Below are 14,761 nucleotides of genomic sequence, written 5' to 3' on the forward strand. Positions count from 1 at the left end.
CATCGGGGGAGCCGCTGTGCGTCCGTTCGGGTTGGGAAAAGCGTGGCGAACACCACCGCGCCATTATGCGCGCCGGCCTGTGTACGCACGAGAACAACCTGCGGGCAGGGTGCTGCCGCGGCGGGACCGGGTTGACCTGCATGGTCCACGGGTCCAGACTGCCCGCCGCTGGCGGCGCGTCCGTCGGCACACGCATCCCGGAGTCCCCAACCCATGTCCAGCGACAGTAGAAGTCGACCTCGTTCGACGCCAGCGATGGCCACCGCCTGACATCGGGACGGTTTGCCTGCGTTGGCGTTGCGCGAGGTCGCACCCCCACAAGGCAAACCCGATGAACCAGAAGCAATTGCTGCGCCCGGTGGCCGATGCCGCCGCACTGGCCGCGCCGCTGGCGAACTTCAACACCGCCGATGCGGTGGAATTCCTCAACACGCTGGAACTGGCCCGCGCCGCGGAAACGCTGGCTGCGCTGCCGTTGCCGCGTGCAGTGAAAATGCTGGAAGCGCCGGAACTGCACCGCAGTGGCGAACTGGTGGCTGCGCTGCCGCCGGCGCGCGCGGCCGCCCTGCTCGGCTTGATGGCCGACGACCGCGCCACCGACATCGTCCATGAGCTGGATGAGGAAGAACGCGCGCGGTTGATCCCGCTGCTGGGCACCGACGCCCGCCAGGCCATCCAGAAGCTGCTCAGCTACCCGCCGAACACCGCCGGCGCGCTGATGACCACCGAGTACGTGGCGGTACCCGCCAGCTGGACCGTGGCGCAGACCCTGCAGCACATCCGCCAGGTCGAGCGCACCCGTGAAACGGTGTACGCGATCTACGTGCTGGACCCGGCCAGCCAGCAGCTGCAGCAGGTGGTGACCATGCGCCGGCTGATCACCGGCCTGCCGGAGGAGTCGATCCTGGACGTGGCCCAGGTCAATCCACCGGTGACGGTGGACGCACTGATGGACCAGGAAGAAGTGGCACGGCTGATCCGTCGCCACGACCTGCTGGCGATCCCGGTGGTCGATGCGCAGCAGCAGATGCTCGGCATCGTCACCGTCGATGACGTACTGGATGCGCTGATCGAGGAATCCACCGAGGACGCGCACAAGTTTGGCGGCATGGAAGCACTGGACAAGCCGTACATGCAGATCGGCTTCTTTGAGATGCTGCGCAAGCGCGCCGGCTGGCTGAGCGTGCTGTTCCTGGGCGAGATGCTGACCGCCAGCGCGATGCAGCACTATGAGGACGAACTGGCGCGTGCGGTGGTGCTGACCCTGTTCATCCCACTGATCATGAGTTCGGGCGGCAACTCCGGTTCGCAGGCCACCTCGCTGCTGATCCGCAGCCTGGCGCTGCGCGAACTGCGCCTGCGCGACTGGTGGAAGGTGGCCCTGCGCGAAGTGCCCACCGGCATGGTGCTGGGCGCGATCCTCGGCTGCCTGGCCATCGTGCGCATCGTCATCTGGCAGCTGGGTGGCCTGCATGACTACGGCGAGCACTGGATCCTGCTGGCGATCACCATCGGTGCGGCGCTGGTCGGCATCGTCACGTTCGGCTCGCTGTCCGGATCGATGCTGCCGTTCATCCTGAAGCGGCTCGGCTTCGACCCGGCCAGTGCCTCGGCCCCGTTCGTGGCCACCCTTGTGGACGTGACCGGGCTGGTGATCTATTTCAGCATCGCCGCGATGATCCTGCACGGCACACTGTTGTAAACCGGGGTCGGTTACGGGGTCGGTTACGGGGTCGGATCCCTTCGCGCAGCGAAGGGCTCTGACCCCTGAAGCACCGTGCCCCGGTAGTTGCCGACCTTGGTCGGCACGCAAGGTTCACGCAAGGGTCAGAGCCCTTTCCTGGGGAAGGGATCTGACCCCATCGCCATGGAATTTGGTTACCGTAGGCGCATGAGTACCTACCACCTGCAGTCCGTGTTCCGTCCGCAGTCGGTCGCGGTGATCGGCGGCAGCCCGCGTCAGCGCTCGGCCGGACGTGCGGTGATGCGCAACCTGCGCGGCACCGGCTTCCCCGGCAGGGTGGCGTGGATCAACCCGCGGCATGCCGAAATCGATGGCATCCGCACCGTGAAGCGGCTGAAGGACCTGGACTGGGTGCCGGATCTGGTGGTGATCACCGCGCCGGCGTCGATCGTGCCGCAGGTGGTGCGCACCGCTGCCGAACGCGGCGTGCAGGCCGCAATCATCCTCACCGCCCACCTGGGTGAAGGCCCGGGCTCGCTGTCGGCGCAGGTGGAGGCGGTGGCGCGCAAGCATGGCCTGCGCATCCTCGGCCCACACTGCCTGGGTGTGATTGCACCGCACGCACGGCTCAATGCCAGCATCGCCGCGCACTTCCCGCAGGCCGGTGATCTTGCGTTGATCTCCGAATCCTCGGCCATTGCCGCCGCGCTGGTGGAGTGGGGCGTGGCCCGCTCGGTCGGGTTTTCCGCGGTGGTCTCGCTGGGCGACACGATGGACGTCGACTTCGGTGACCTGCTCGACTACTTCGCCACCGACTACCGCACCCGCGCCATCCTGCTCTACGTCGAGCAGATCAAGGATGCGCGCAAGTTCATGTCGGCCGCGCGTGCCGCCGCCCGCGCCAAGCCGGTAGTGGTGGTGAAGTCCGGCCGCGCCGAGCGCGTGCAGCCGGGCAGCCGCGATACCCATGTGCAGGCCCTGGCCCGCGCCGACGACGTGTATGGCGCCGCGTTCAACCGCGCCGGCCTGCTGCGCGTGGGCGCGCTGGACGAACTGTTCACGGCCGCCGAATCGCTGGGCCGGTTGGGGACCTTCCCCGGTCGTCGCCTGGCCATTCTCAGCAATGGTGGCGGTGTCGGCCGCCTGGCCGTGGACCAGCTCATTGCACTACGTGGCACGCTGGCCAACCTGTCCGACAGCACGGTCGAGAAACTCGACGCCGTGCTGCCGCAGGGCTGGTCGCGCAGCAACCCGGTCGACATCGTGGTCGACGCCGATGGTGATCGCTATGCCGCCGCCATCGAGGCGCTGCTGGCCGACAACGAGAATGATGCGGTGATGGTGGTCAACGTGCCGACCGCATTCACTTCATCCGCAGACGCTGCACAGGCGCTTACCCGCACGCTCGGACTGCGCCCGCGCCATCACCGCGACAAGCCGGTATTCGCGGTGTGGCTGGGCAATGATGACCAGGCCACCGCCACGCTCAACGCGGCACGGGTGCCGACCTATCCGACCGAGGCCGAAGCGGTGCGCGGCTTCCAGCATCTGGTGCGTTACCGCGAAGCGCAGAACGCCCTGATGGAAACACCGCCCAGCCTGCCGCAGGACTTCAGTGTCGACGCTGCGGCCGCACGCGCGCTGGTCGATGCGGCATTGGCCAACGGCCAGCAATGGCTAGACCCGTTGGCCACCCACGAACTGCTCAAGGCCTACGGCATTCCCTCCGCGCCGGTGATGCACGCGCGCGATGCGCACGAGGCAATGGACTTGGCGCAGCCGTTGCTGGAGCGTGGCGCCAGCGTGGCGCTGAAGATCCTGTCCCCGGACATTCCGCACAAGTCGGAAGTGGACGGCGTGCGCCTGAACCTGTCCACGCTGCCGGCGGTGCAGAGCGCGGCCAACGCGATCCTGTCGCGCGCACGCCAGCTGCGGCCGGATGCGCGCATCGATGGCCTGCTGGTGCAGCCGACCATCGTTCGCCCGAAGGCGCGCGAGTTGATCGTCGGCATTGCCGATGACGCGACGTTCGGCCCGGTGATCGTGGTCGGCCGTGGCGGTACCGCGGTTGAAGTGATCAATGACAAGGCGTTGGCGCTGCCGCCGCTGGATCTGCGCCTGGCCCATGAGCTGATCGGCCAGACCCGTGCCTCGCGCATCCTCAAGGCCTATGGCGATGTGCCTGCCGCCGACGAGCGCGCACTGGCCCTGGCGCTGGTCAAGCTGGCGCAGCTGGCCGCCGACATTCCCGAAGTGCGTACGCTGGACATCAATCCGCTGCTGGTCGACGGCAAGGGCATCCTCGCCCTCGACGCACGCGTGGCGGTGGCGCCGTCGCGCATCCTGCACAAGGGCCGTGGCCATCCGCGTTTTTCGGTGTTCCCGTACCCGAAGGAGTGGGAGCGCACCATCGAACTGTCCGATGGCGGCCGCGCCTTCGTGCGTCCGGTGCGGCCGGAGGATGACGCGCTGTTCCGTGCGTTCTTCGCCCGCGTCAGCGACGAGGATCTGCGCCTGCGCTTCTTCCAGTCGGTGAAGCACTTCAGCCACGAGTTCATCGCGCGCCTGACCCAGCTCGACTATGCACGCTCGATCGCACTGGTGGCGATCGAACCGCGCAGTGGCGAAATGCTCGGCGCGGTGCGCCTGCACGCCGATGCGGATTACCACCGCGGTGAGTACGGCATCCTGATCCGCTCGGACCTGAAGGGCCACGGCATCGGCTGGCGGCTGATGGCGATCATGATCGAGTACGCCAAGTGGCTGGGCCTGGACGTGGTCGAAGGTCAGGTGCTGCGCGAGAACAGCACCATGCTGGCGATGTGCCAGAGCCTGGGCTTCAAGACCAAGCTCGATCCGGACGACCCGACGGTGATGATGGTGACTCTGCCGGTGCAGCAGGTCGAAGTCCCCACCCCGCTCTTGTAGAGTCGAGCTTGCTCGACTGCCATCATCGAAAAGCAGTCGAGCAAGTTCGACGCTACAGTCAGGTCAACGCAATGGTTCCACCACCACCGCCGTGCCATAGCACAGCACCTCGGTCAGCCCGGTCATCACATCGGTGGCGTCGTAAAGCAAGCTCATGCTGATGATTGCGCTGCTGTCAGTCGTTCCGACGATTGAATATAGACTACAACGATGGCTTATACCCTACGCCAGTGACGTCCGAGTGGTCCACGCATGTCGGCGTACCGGGTGCCTGCTGTGTCTCTTGCGTAGGAGTGACTGAATCACCAGAAGGAAAGAAGCGGCTACTGACGCATTTCGCTCTTCAACTCAGCGAAGAAGCAACGCTACCATTGCGCCACTGCGTGGCGGCGACCCTTCGTGACCTTATTGAAAGAAGATGTTTCCCGATGTTGCAGGAATGAGGAAATTTGTGAGGATCCAAGGTATCAACGAAAAGACCTTCGCCATCTGCGTGTGCTGCCTAGCTATGGTGGCGGCAACTGCAGACGGTCGGACCTTGCCGTTCTTGTTCATAGGAGCGGTTGTCATTGTGATAGCCAGGCGTGCCGACGTCAGGCGCGAGCGGATTCGGGAAGAGCACGCGTCGAAATGATCACTTTGCAAGGATGCCGCTTGAGCTGCAGCTGCGGCTGATTCCTGCAAGGACGCCAAGTCCGTATTGGTTTCAATGCGGCAGTTGATGGACCAGAGCAATCGTCATGACTCTTCTCGACGCTTGGCATGGAGTCCACGCGAGTTATGCAGGGCATCTTGACCTGAGAACGACTGGTGAGCCGTTCGAACAGCCGCATCGAATCAATCTCGTGCAACGCTTGCTACATGCCCGAATCGCTCAAACGCATATCACTGCTGCAGCAGGTGGATGCGCAGCATCGTCTCCATCGCATACGGTGACCGACCCACGCGACCCGAACGCGGGTAATGTGGCTCGATCCGGGCCGGTAGTGCCTTCCATGGCACTACCTAGTCCACCTCGTAAAGGAGAATCTCGCGCCGGGTCTGCTTGCGCTTGCCCAGGCCCTGCGCATCCCCAAATGTCAGCCGTATGATGTATTCCACTACGCGACTCAATAGTGTCCCCCGAAGCGGCAATCTGTGGCGGGCACTGCTGCACAGTTCGCAGGGAGCTGTTCAGAACATCCTTGGCGCTGGTAAATCATTGGCTGGATCGCGGGGCTTTCGCCCTGCGATCCTTTGAGGGTCGATATGAAGATTACTGATGGATTTGATGGGCGGCATGGCAAGTTCTATTTTATTTCCCTGGTAGCAATGGCGTCTGCCTCAGCGCTGATGCTGGTGGCGGCGCTTCGGGGTGCTGAGCCTTTGCAGGTTCCTCAGGAGGTCGGAGTTTCTGTTGCCGCATTCTCGCTGATGTGTTCGACGGCAAGTTACCTGCTAATAGGGAAAATTAAGTGCTCGTTCCTGCTGCTTGGGGCTTCGGCTGTCGTGTTTTCGGCCGCTCTATGGTCGTTCGGTGCGCCTTTGTCGTTCGTGCTTCTTTTGGGGCTTCCAGCTCTGCTCCTGTCTTTAATTTCAGTTATTTTTCGGGATAAGGTCGATATACAGGTCGAGGGGGATGACTAACGTTATTTATCTATAGATTTGCTTATTCTTAGTCCATTGGTCGCTGATGGCTGAGCGAGATTTGTCGTCCTCATGACCTGCATCTACGGATGCTCTGAACAACTACTTCGGTAGTGCTGTCCGCTGGCCGGCGGCCTGAGAGACAATAGAGGCACACGTTGAGAAGCCATCCATGCAGCTGACATTTGGCGATACGCAGGGTCTGGGCAAGCGCAAGCAGACTCGGCGCGAGATTCTCCTTTACAAGGTGGACTAGGTAGTGCCATGGAAGGCACTGCTGGCTCGGATCGAGCCACATTACCCGCGTTCGGGTCGCGTGGGTCAGTCGCAGTATGCGATGGAGACGATGGTGCGCACCCACCTGCTGCAGCAGTGATATGCGTTGGAGCGATCCGGGCATGTAGCAAGCGCTGCACGAGATCGCTTCGATGCGGCTGTTCGCCCGGGTCAGCGAGCTTGATGCGATCCCGGATGACCAGTTGTTTGCCGGGAGCATTGCCGACAACATCAGCGGCTTCGATAGCGGCTTCGATGAACAGCGCATCGAGGAAGCTGCTCGGATGGCAGCCGTGCACGACGATATCGCGGGGCTGGCGATGGGTTATCACGGTCTTATCGGAGACATGGGCAACTCGCTTTCAGGCGGTCAGAAGCAGCGAGTGATTCTGGCCCGCGCCCTCTACCGCCGGCCACGGATTCTGTTTCTGGATGAGGCCACCAGCCATCTTGATGTCATGCGCGAGCGCTTGGTCAACGAAGCCGTGCAGCGTATGGAGCTGACCAAGGTGATCGTGGCCCATAGGCCGGAGACCATAAACAGCGCCGACCGCGTGCTCGTGATGGAGCAGGGGCGGATCGTCCAGGAGGTGCGGCCCCAGCGTGGGGCGTCGACGGCGCCTGCTTCCGACGCCGAGGAATGCGTCGCGGCATCGGTCTGACTCGCGTCCCACAGGGTATCCAGAAGCGGGCGCGGGTCCGGCGCGCCTGGCTCATCCGGCGGCACGTCGCCGCGCTTGGCGCGGTCGCTGGCATGGCGCCGCCACCGCACCGGCGCGACAATACCCCCATGACCGACCGTATCCCCCTGTTGCTGCTGCCCGGCCTGCTCAACGATGCCGAACTGTGGCGCGCGCAGTTGGCCGATCTGGCCGACATTGCCGATTGCACCGTAGGCGACCAGACCCGCGGCGAGACCCTGCAGGCGGTGGCCGAGGACGTGCTGGCGCAGGCGCCGGAGCGCTTTGCGCTGGCCGGGTTCTCGCTGGGTGGTTTCGTCGCCCAGCAGATCCTGCGCATCGCGCCGGAGCGTGTGCTGCAGCTGGCGCTGATCGATACCTCGATCCACGCCGATTCACCGGAACGTGCCGAACAACGCCGCAGCCAGCGCGCCAGCGTGCGCCTGCCGGGGAAGTTCCACGGCTTCGGCGATGCCCTGATGCGCAGCTACATCGACGCCTCGCGGCTGGATGATTACGTGCTGGTGCAACGTGTGCGTGACATGACCGCCCGCCTGGGCGCGGAAGTGTTCCTGCGCCAGAGCGCGCTGGAACGCCGCGATGGCCACGATGTGCTGGCTGGTTACCGCGACCCGCTGCTGATCGTATGTGGCGTCAACGACCGCATTACGCCACTCGCAATGAGCGAGGAAATGCACGCGATGGTGCCGCACTCGCAGCTGGTGGTGGTGCCCGATTGCGGGCACCTGGCCCCGATGGAGAAGCCGGACGAGGTCAGTGCGGCGATGCGTGGGTGGTTGCTGCAGGCGTGACACTGTCCAGCTTGATGGATTCCTCGTTCCAACCCATGCCGTTGTAAACGTGGTAGCGCAGGACGCCGATGTACTCGTGCAGCATCACTTCGATCAGCAGCAGGTTGTACGCAGAGGGAAGCCACCCCGGCGAGGCGCGGAGGCGATCACTGGGCAAGCCCTCGGCCACGACACCGAAGTGCCGGAAGTAGATCAGACTTCGCCTTAGGTGCAGGCCAGAGGTCACCAGCACTACCCGGACACTGTCGCGCTGGATCATTCGGCTGCTGTTGCTGGCGTTCTGCCAGGTGTTCACGCTGGCGTGCTCGCGGATGATGTGTTCCGCAGGCACGCCCAGCGCAATCAGTTCACGCGCGTAGACGTTGGCTTCTGCGGCATTGTCTGGCGCAGTAGCGCCACCGCTGACCAGCACCACGCAGGATTCGCCGGTGCGTTCGCAGGCGAGGTAGCGCTGCGTTGCGGCCATCAACCGGCTATAGCCAGCCAGGCCGGGCCTGGAGCCGTGAGCGTCCTGATCGATGCCAGCGCCCAGCACGACAATCGCCGTGCGTGGATGGTGCGCTGTTGCAGTGCTTGGCGGCGCGTCCTGTGCCAGGTCCAGCAGCAGCTGCGTGATGGGCGCGCTCGCGCTGGCCAGGATGGCCAGTGGCGCTACGGCGAGCAGGGCGCCGCTACGCACGTGTCGCTTTCGAACCAGAACCGCACACGAGAGCAGCAGAAAGAGTGTCAGGGCGAGCATGTCGAACCTCAGGAAAATTTGAAAGGAATCCGATGGCGTTACGCGATCGTTGCTTCCATGCTGGATGCCATGGATCTGAAGCGAATGTCACTCCCGGTCAGATGTGTTGCCATCGTGGGCGCCATCCTGCTCGCGGTTGCAGGCGGGCATCTACTGGGTAGCATGTTTCCGCAGCTGTTCCTGCAGATCCATCAACGGATGCAGTAGTCCGTACGCTCCGCACGTTGTCGCTTCAGGCCTCTGTTTGGGTGTCGCGGAACGCGGAAACGCATCTCTTCAGGTGTTGAATGCGACAAGCAGAGGAAAGCAATGCGACGCTTGAACTCAACGCAAGGCGTAGAGCCGCGGCGACATTCTGCAGACGGACCTGAGCTCGGGGAGCGATCGATGCTCAACCTGATTGCAGCGACCGCGCCAGACCAGTTCTCATCGTTTGTCGTTGACCTGGACGAGGCGATTTCGCGCTGGATGAGCGCTGCGGAGAATGAATCCCCGGGTTGCCTGGAACAGGAGCTTTCGCGCATGCATGCCTTGAAAAGTGTGACCTCGGCCTTGGGCAGCTGCAGGATTGCCGATGCCTGCGAAAATCTGGCTGATGCTCTCCGCTCCGGCGAAGCCATCGGCAGCGTGCGGCTGCGCGGCTGCGCGCTGGCAATCTCGGCAAAGCGCCTTCTGGGACGCACGACAGGTCAATCACTGACCGGGGGGCGCTGACATGCATGATCCGTACACGCCCTCTCCAATGTCGTCCCCGGCAGCGCTGCTGCATGCTGCGCGCGTGCTGGAAATGCATCGTCTGGCTCTACTGCTGTCATGCTTCCAGGAGCCGCGCGCCAGTGGGTTCCGGGTGCTGCTGCAGGCGCTTGCGGTGCTGTGGTGCTGGCTTTGGATCGATGGCCCTCAGCCTGTTCTGGCCGATGAGGCAGCGCGGGTGCTGCCGGCCGCCGTTGTACTTCTGGCGGTATCTGTAGCGTGGGCACTCTTTGTAAACCTTCGCAGGGCGCGTCACGACACGTGGTACGACGCGGCGGGCCTTCTGCTCAGTCTGGCGATGGTGGCCATCCAGGTGCACGCGGCCTTCATCCTGTTGATGGCACTCAATGCAATCCTGCCGTTCCTCGTCATCGCCGCGACGGTGGCTTACGGACGCAAGGCCATGGCGCCGGCAATCGCGGTAACGGCCGTGGCGCTGCTTTGGGCAGCCCCCGAAGGCTACTGGTTCTCGCGGCCCGCCTATCTGGCCTATGCGCTGGCGCTGACCATCCTGTTGCCGCTGGTCGTGGCGTCACTGGTGGCAGCGATGCGCGAAATCGCGTTGCGTGCCATTGCGTCGCGTGAGGCGCAGGGGCGATTCGTCGGCACCATGAGTCATGAGCTTCGCACGCCGCTCAATGCCATCATCAGCGGCATCCAGCTTCTGGAGGTCAATACGGCAAGTGCTGCCCAGCGACACGCACTGGCCACCGTTGCAGGGCAGGCCCAGGCGCTCCGACGTCGCATTGATGATGTACTTGATGTTGCCAGCATTGATGGTGGCAAGCTGAAACTGCGGCCACATCCTTGTTCGCTGCGTTCCATCATCGAGGCGGCGCAGGCGAGCTGCATGCCTGCGGCTGCAGACAAAGGCGTGGTACTGCAGGTGGATGTGGGGAGAGCAGACGTATGGCTGTTGGCAGATGGCGGTCGCATCGAACAGGTGGTGACCAATCTTCTCTGCAATGCCATCAAGTTCAGTCCCATGGCGGGCGAGGCGAGGGTCTCGGTTGGCGCCGTTCGAGCGGTGGATGACTGGCAGGTGCGGATCTCGGTCTGCGACTCCGGGACGGGCATCGACGAAGCGCAGAGAGACATGATTTTCTCGCCTTTCGTGCAGGTCAGTCAGGGCGAAGCACGTTGCGAACAGGGCGTCGGGCTCGGGCTGTACATCGTTCGGCTGATTTCCGATGCCATGGGCGGAACGATCAGCGTCGGCCGCAGCGATGTCGGCGGCGCCTCATTCGTGTGGTGCTTCGCTGCTGCCGTGGCCGATGAGGCTGAGCCGCTTCCTTCCCTGGGTGAGCTTTTCCAGTTGCACGCGGCGGTGGTTCGTCCGCTGCACTGCCTGCTTTCGAAGACGTGGAGACCAACCGCGAGGTGGTGCAGCACCTGCTGCAGTGTGCAGGCCATCGCCTCAGCTTCCGGAAAGATGGTCACGATGCTCAGGCCGTCATCAAGGCGCTGGCGCCCGACGTAGTTCTGCTGGATCTGCACATGCCAGGTTGCAGTGGGTGGGACGTACTGGAGGCGCTGGTCAGGGACCCTGCGGCGCCTCCCGTTCTGGTGATGAGCGCAGACACCCGGGTAGAGGTGATTGACAGGGCGCAGGCGCTGGGCGCGGCTGGGTTTCTGTGCAAGCCACTGGACATCGAGAGCGTCCTGGATATGTTGCGCGGTGTTGCCGAGCGCTGACCGTCCGGTAGGTGCCGACCAAGGGCGGCACCTACCGATTCCGATCCGCAACCGCGGTCGGGATCAATCCCAGGCGGGTGCAATCCCTTCCGGATTCGCCAGGCGATGGCCACGGTCCAGCTTGGCGATCTGCGCCATGTCTTCGTCGGTCAGGCGGATCGCTGCCGCTTCCAGGTTGCTCGACAGGTTCTCGCGCTTGGTCGACGACGGGATCACCGAGAAGCCCTGCTGCAGCGCCCAGGCCAGCGCGATCTGCGCCGGAGTGGCCTGGTGGCGGCCGGCAATGGCCTGGATCACCGGGTCCTTGATCACCTCGCCATAGGCCAGGCTCATGTAGGCGGTGACGTGGATGCCGTTGTCCTGCAGGAACTTCACCAGCAGGCGGTTCTGCAGGTAGGGATGGATCTCGATCTGGTTGGTGGCGATGGCATCGGCGCCAAGGATCTCGATGGCCTTGCGGGTCTGGGCGATGGTGAAGTTGGAGATGCCGATCGCCTTCGTCAGGCCCTGTGCCTTGGCCTCGGCCAGCGCCGGCAGGTACTCCTCCATCGGCACGTCGACCTTGTCGTTCGGCGACGGCCAGTGGATCAGCGTCAGGTCCACATGATCGGTGCGCAGCTTTTCCAGACTGGTACGCAGGCTGGCCAGCAGCGCTTCGCGCTTGAACGCGGTGATCCAGACCTTGGTGGTCAGGTAGATCTCTTCGCGCGGCACGCCGGAATCGGCGATGGCCTGGCCGACCTCGGCTTCATTGCCGTAGATCTGCGCGGTATCGATGGCGCGGTAGCCGACATCCAGCGCATTGCGCACCGAGTCGATCACGGTCTGGTCTTTCAGGCGGAAGGTGCCGAGACCGAAGGCGGGGACAGTCATGGGGAGCTCCAGCAGAGGGGAGGGATGCGAATATCCAGCAAAGGGTAGGCCAGTGGCCGCATGCGTGCCGGCAACGGTGCATTGCACCACCGTACCGGCAGGGCATGACCTATCTCAATGCGTGGCCACGGCGATGCCATCGGCGCGGTCATCGATGCCGTCGCGGCGGTCCAGGCGGCCGCTGAGCACGGTCAATGCATACGCACCCACCACCACCAGCGCGCCCAGCCACGGCGTGTGCATCAGGCCGATGTTCTCCACCACCAGGCCGCCGAGCGAGGCGCCCAGCGCGATACCGATGTTGAAGGCGGCGATGTTCAGCCCCGATGCCACGTCGGTGGCCTGCGGCGCATAGCGCTGAGCCTGCTTGACCACATACACCTGCAGGCCGGGCACGTTGCCGAACGCCACCGCACCCAGTGCCAGTACCGTCAGCAGCATCAGCCAGGTGTTGTAGGCGGTGAAGGTGAGCACGAACAGCACGACGGCCAACAGGGCGAAGATGCGCTTCAGTGCGGGCACCGGGCCCATGCGGTCGGCCATGCGCCCGCCCCACAGGTTGCCGATCGCCACCGACACGCCGTACACCAGCAGCACCAGGCTGACTGCGTTTGCCGAGAAACCAGTGACGTCCTGCAGGATCGGCGCCAGATAGGTGAAGGCCAGGAAGGTGCCGCCGTAGCCCAGCGCGGTCATCGCATAGACCAGCAGCAGGCGGGGTTGGGCGAGTACGGCCAGCTGCTGGCGGAAGCTGGCCGGCGCACTCTGCGGCACGCTGCGCGGCACGAACAGCAGCGCGCCGAGCAGGGCGATCACGCCCAGCGCGGCCACCGCCAGGAAGGTGGCGCGCCAGCCCAGGTGCTGGCCGATGAAGGTGCCCAGCGGCACACCGGTCACCAGCGCCACGGTGAGGCCGGTGAACATGATGGCGATCGCGCTGGCGGCCTTCTCCTTCGGCACCACCGCGGTGGCGATGATCGAACCGATCGAGAAGAACACACCGTGGGCGAGGCCGGTGAGGATGCGGGCGACGATCAGCGAGGTGTAGCCCGGCGCCAGGAAGGCGATGACGTTGCCGAGGGTGAACAGCACCATCAGCGCCACCAGCAGCGACTTGCGCGGCACGCGGCCGGTGAGCGCGGTCAGCACCGGCGCACCGATGGCCACGCCGAGGGCATACAGCGAGACCAGCAGGCCGGCCGAGGGCAGGCTGACCTGCAGGTCGGCGGCAATGGTGGGAATCAGGCCGACGATGACGAACTCGGTGGTACCGATGGCGAAGGCACCGAGGGTCAGCGCCAGCAGGGCGAGGGGAATGCCACGGATCATGGCCGGCTCCGGAGGGAAGGAAGGCGCGCAGTGTGCGCGGCGCACCTTTGCCGAAAAACCGGTCTTCACGCCAATCACTATTGCCGTCCAGTCAATAATGGAGGCATGAAGACCACGCTCGATGAAATGCAGGCCTTCCTCGCGGTGATCGACAGCGGGTCGATCAGTGCTGCCGCCGAACAGCTGGGGCAGACGCCGTCGGGCGTGAGCCGGGCGCTGGGGCGGCTGGAAGACAAGCTCGGCACCACCCTGTTGACCCGTACCACCCGCCGCCTGCACCTGACCGCCGAGGGCGAGGCCTACCTGCGCCATGCACGGGCGATCATCGATGCGGTGGAGTCCGCCGAGGAACAGATGGCCGCCCGCCGCGAGCGCCCGGCCGGACGCCTGCGCGTGGATGCGGCGATGCCATTCGTGCTGCACGTGATCGCGCCGCTGGTGGCCGGGTACCGCGCGCGCTACCCGGAGGTGCAGCTGGAGTTGAACAGCTCCGAGCGCTACATCGACCTGCTGGAACGGCGCACCGACCTGGCGATCCGGATCGGGCCGCTGGCCGACTCCACCCTGCATGCGCGGCCGTTGGGTCGCTGCCAGCTGCGGCTGGTGGCCAGTCCGGCCTACCTGGCGGCACACGGCGAACCGGCCAGCGTCGCCGCGCTGGGCCAGCACACCCTGCTCAGCTTCAACGAACCGGAATCGTTGAATCACTGGCCGCTGCCGGGCGATGCCGATGGCCTGCTGCGGGTGCGTCCGGATATCGCGGTGTCCAGCGGCGAAACACTACGCCGACTGGCGGTGGAAGGCGTGGGCATCACCTGCCTGTCCGACTTCGTGACCGACCGCGACCGCGCCGCCGGCACGTTGGTGCCGGTGCTGGCGACGCAGACGCTGGATGTGTACCAGCCGATCCACGCGGTGTATTACCGCAACACGGCGGTGTCGGCGCGGATCAGCTCGTTCCTGGATTACCTGGGTGAAGCGATGGCGCGGAGCGATTACCTGCGCTGAGGTCGTGGTGGGGTTGCCGGCCAGCGGCCGGCACTACCGCAGGTTACGGCGGGTGCGGACCGTTGGTCCGCACGGCCCCTGCCATCGCCCGACCAACGGTCGGGCGCTACCCATGTGGTGGTGGGGTTGCCGGCCAGCGACCGACACTACCGCAGGTTACGGTATGTGCGGACCGTTGGTCCGCACGGCCCCTGCCATCGCCCGACCAACGGTCGGGCGCTACCCATGTGGTGATGGGGTTGCCGGTCAGCGGCCGGCACTACCGCAGGTTACGGTGGGTGCGGACCGTTGGTCCGCACGGCCCCTGCCATCGCCCGACCAACGGTCGGGCGCTACCCATGTGGTGGTGGGGTTGCCG

General features: G+C 64.8%; 11 protein-coding genes and 3 pseudogenes. 9 read left to right on the plus strand and 5 right to left on the minus strand.

Features of this window, described 5'->3' with window-relative positions; all coding sequences use genetic code 11:
- Nucleotides 1-331 precede the first annotated feature (331 nt).
- The gene (gene mgtE, locus AC5P78_RS19450) at nt 332-1,702 is read left to right on the plus strand and encodes a magnesium transporter (protein WP_099561899.1); all 1,371 of its coding nucleotides are present in this window, start codon (nt 332-334) and stop codon (nt 1,700-1,702) included.
- 189 nt (nt 1,703-1,891) lie between these two features.
- Nucleotides 1,892-4,612, plus strand: coding sequence for a bifunctional acetate--CoA ligase family protein/GNAT family N-acetyltransferase (locus AC5P78_RS19455; RefSeq protein WP_495217326.1), 2,721 nt, complete (start codon nt 1,892-1,894; stop codon nt 4,610-4,612).
- A 63-nt stretch (nt 4,613-4,675) separates the two neighbouring features.
- Here AC5P78_RS19455 and AC5P78_RS19460 read toward each other — a convergent pair.
- Nucleotides 4,676-4,786: pseudogene (locus tag AC5P78_RS19460) on the minus strand (YbjQ family protein); the annotation flags it as partial.
- A gap of 686 nt (nt 4,787-5,472) precedes the next feature.
- Nucleotides 5,473-5,701 (minus strand): annotated as a pseudogene (locus tag AC5P78_RS19465) (transposase); the annotation flags it as partial.
- Nucleotides 5,702-5,860: 159 nt separating this feature from the next.
- Here AC5P78_RS19465 and AC5P78_RS19470 point away from each other — a divergent pair.
- The 3 genes and pseudogenes from AC5P78_RS19470 to AC5P78_RS19480 all read left to right on the plus strand — a co-directional run bounded on the left by AC5P78_RS19470 (nt 5,861) and on the right by AC5P78_RS19480 (nt 8,006).
- Nucleotides 5,861-6,238 (plus strand): hypothetical protein, encoded by a 378-nt coding sequence (locus AC5P78_RS19470; protein WP_043034456.1) that lies wholly within the window; start codon nt 5,861-5,863, stop codon nt 6,236-6,238.
- A 172-nt stretch (nt 6,239-6,410) separates the two neighbouring features.
- Nucleotides 6,411-7,176: pseudogene (locus AC5P78_RS19475) on the plus strand (transposase).
- A gap of 128 nt (nt 7,177-7,304) precedes the next feature.
- On the plus strand, nt 7,305-8,006 hold the full coding sequence (locus AC5P78_RS19480) for an alpha/beta fold hydrolase (protein ID WP_043034459.1): 702 nt from the start codon (nt 7,305-7,307) through the stop codon (nt 8,004-8,006).
- Here AC5P78_RS19480 and AC5P78_RS19485 read toward each other — a convergent pair.
- Entirely contained in the window at nt 7,969-8,745 is a 777-nt protein-coding gene (locus tag AC5P78_RS19485; protein WP_012481587.1) for a YdcF family protein, read from the minus strand. The genes AC5P78_RS19480 and AC5P78_RS19485 overlap by 38 nt on opposite strands.
- Before the next feature lie 387 nt (nt 8,746-9,132).
- Between AC5P78_RS19485 and AC5P78_RS19490 the strand changes: the two genes are divergently transcribed.
- Genes AC5P78_RS19490 through AC5P78_RS19500 form a run of 3 tightly spaced genes read left to right on the plus strand, consistent with a single transcriptional unit; the run spans nt 9,133 to nt 11,193 of the window.
- Entirely contained in the window at nt 9,133-9,459 is a 327-nt protein-coding gene (locus AC5P78_RS19490; RefSeq protein ID WP_099527226.1) for a hypothetical protein, read from the plus strand.
- Nucleotide 9,460: 1 nt separating this feature from the next.
- The gene (locus AC5P78_RS19495) at nt 9,461-10,978 is read left to right on the plus strand and encodes a sensor histidine kinase (RefSeq protein ID WP_495217327.1); all 1,518 of its coding nucleotides are present in this window, start codon (nt 9,461-9,463) and stop codon (nt 10,976-10,978) included.
- The gene (locus AC5P78_RS19500) at nt 10,882-11,193 is read left to right on the plus strand and encodes a response regulator (RefSeq protein ID WP_495217328.1); all 312 of its coding nucleotides are present in this window, start codon (nt 10,882-10,884) and stop codon (nt 11,191-11,193) included. Before AC5P78_RS19495 ends, AC5P78_RS19500 begins: the two co-directional genes overlap by 97 nt.
- Before the next feature lie 63 nt (nt 11,194-11,256).
- Here AC5P78_RS19500 and dkgB read toward each other — a convergent pair whose 3' ends face one another.
- Nucleotides 11,257-12,066 (minus strand): 2,5-didehydrogluconate reductase DkgB, encoded by an 810-nt coding sequence (dkgB, locus tag AC5P78_RS19505; RefSeq protein WP_012481584.1) that lies wholly within the window; start codon nt 12,064-12,066, stop codon nt 11,257-11,259.
- 114 nt (nt 12,067-12,180) lie between these two features.
- Entirely contained in the window at nt 12,181-13,395 is a 1,215-nt protein-coding gene (locus AC5P78_RS19510; protein WP_005411585.1) for an MFS transporter, read from the minus strand.
- A gap of 105 nt (nt 13,396-13,500) precedes the next feature.
- Here AC5P78_RS19510 and AC5P78_RS19515 point away from each other — a divergent pair, with 105 nt between their 5' ends.
- Nucleotides 13,501-14,403 (plus strand): LysR family transcriptional regulator, encoded by a 903-nt coding sequence (locus tag AC5P78_RS19515; protein WP_005411584.1) that lies wholly within the window; start codon nt 13,501-13,503, stop codon nt 14,401-14,403.
- The last annotated feature ends 358 nt before the right edge of the window (nt 14,404-14,761 follow it).

It is taken from the genome of Stenotrophomonas sp. YJH_SMC_133, assembly GCF_059370655.1.

Bases quoted from the DNA above. Each gene is read 5' to 3' on its own strand.
- dkgB (WP_012481584.1), bottom strand. From the start codon at position 12,066: ATGACTGTCCCCGCCTTCGGTCTCGGCACCTTCCGCCTGAAAGACCAG.
- AC5P78_RS19495 (WP_495217327.1), top strand. From the start codon at position 9,461: ATGCATGATCCGTACACGCCCTCTCCAATGTCGTCCCCGGCAGCGCTG.
- AC5P78_RS19490 (WP_099527226.1), top strand. From the start codon at position 9,133: ATGCTCAACCTGATTGCAGCGACCGCGCCAGACCAGTTCTCATCGTTT.
- mgtE (WP_099561899.1), top strand. From the start codon at position 332: ATGAACCAGAAGCAATTGCTGCGCCCGGTGGCCGATGCCGCCGCACTG.
- AC5P78_RS19470 (WP_043034456.1), top strand. From the start codon at position 5,861: ATGAAGATTACTGATGGATTTGATGGGCGGCATGGCAAGTTCTATTTT.
- AC5P78_RS19485 (WP_012481587.1), bottom strand. From the start codon at position 8,745: ATGCTCGCCCTGACACTCTTTCTGCTGCTCTCGTGTGCGGTTCTGGTT.
- AC5P78_RS19515 (WP_005411584.1), top strand. From the start codon at position 13,501: ATGAAGACCACGCTCGATGAAATGCAGGCCTTCCTCGCGGTGATCGAC.
- AC5P78_RS19480 (WP_043034459.1), top strand. From the start codon at position 7,305: ATGACCGACCGTATCCCCCTGTTGCTGCTGCCCGGCCTGCTCAACGAT.
- AC5P78_RS19455 (WP_495217326.1), top strand. From the start codon at position 1,892: ATGAGTACCTACCACCTGCAGTCCGTGTTCCGTCCGCAGTCGGTCGCG.
- AC5P78_RS19510 (WP_005411585.1), bottom strand. From the start codon at position 13,395: ATGATCCGTGGCATTCCCCTCGCCCTGCTGGCGCTGACCCTCGGTGCC.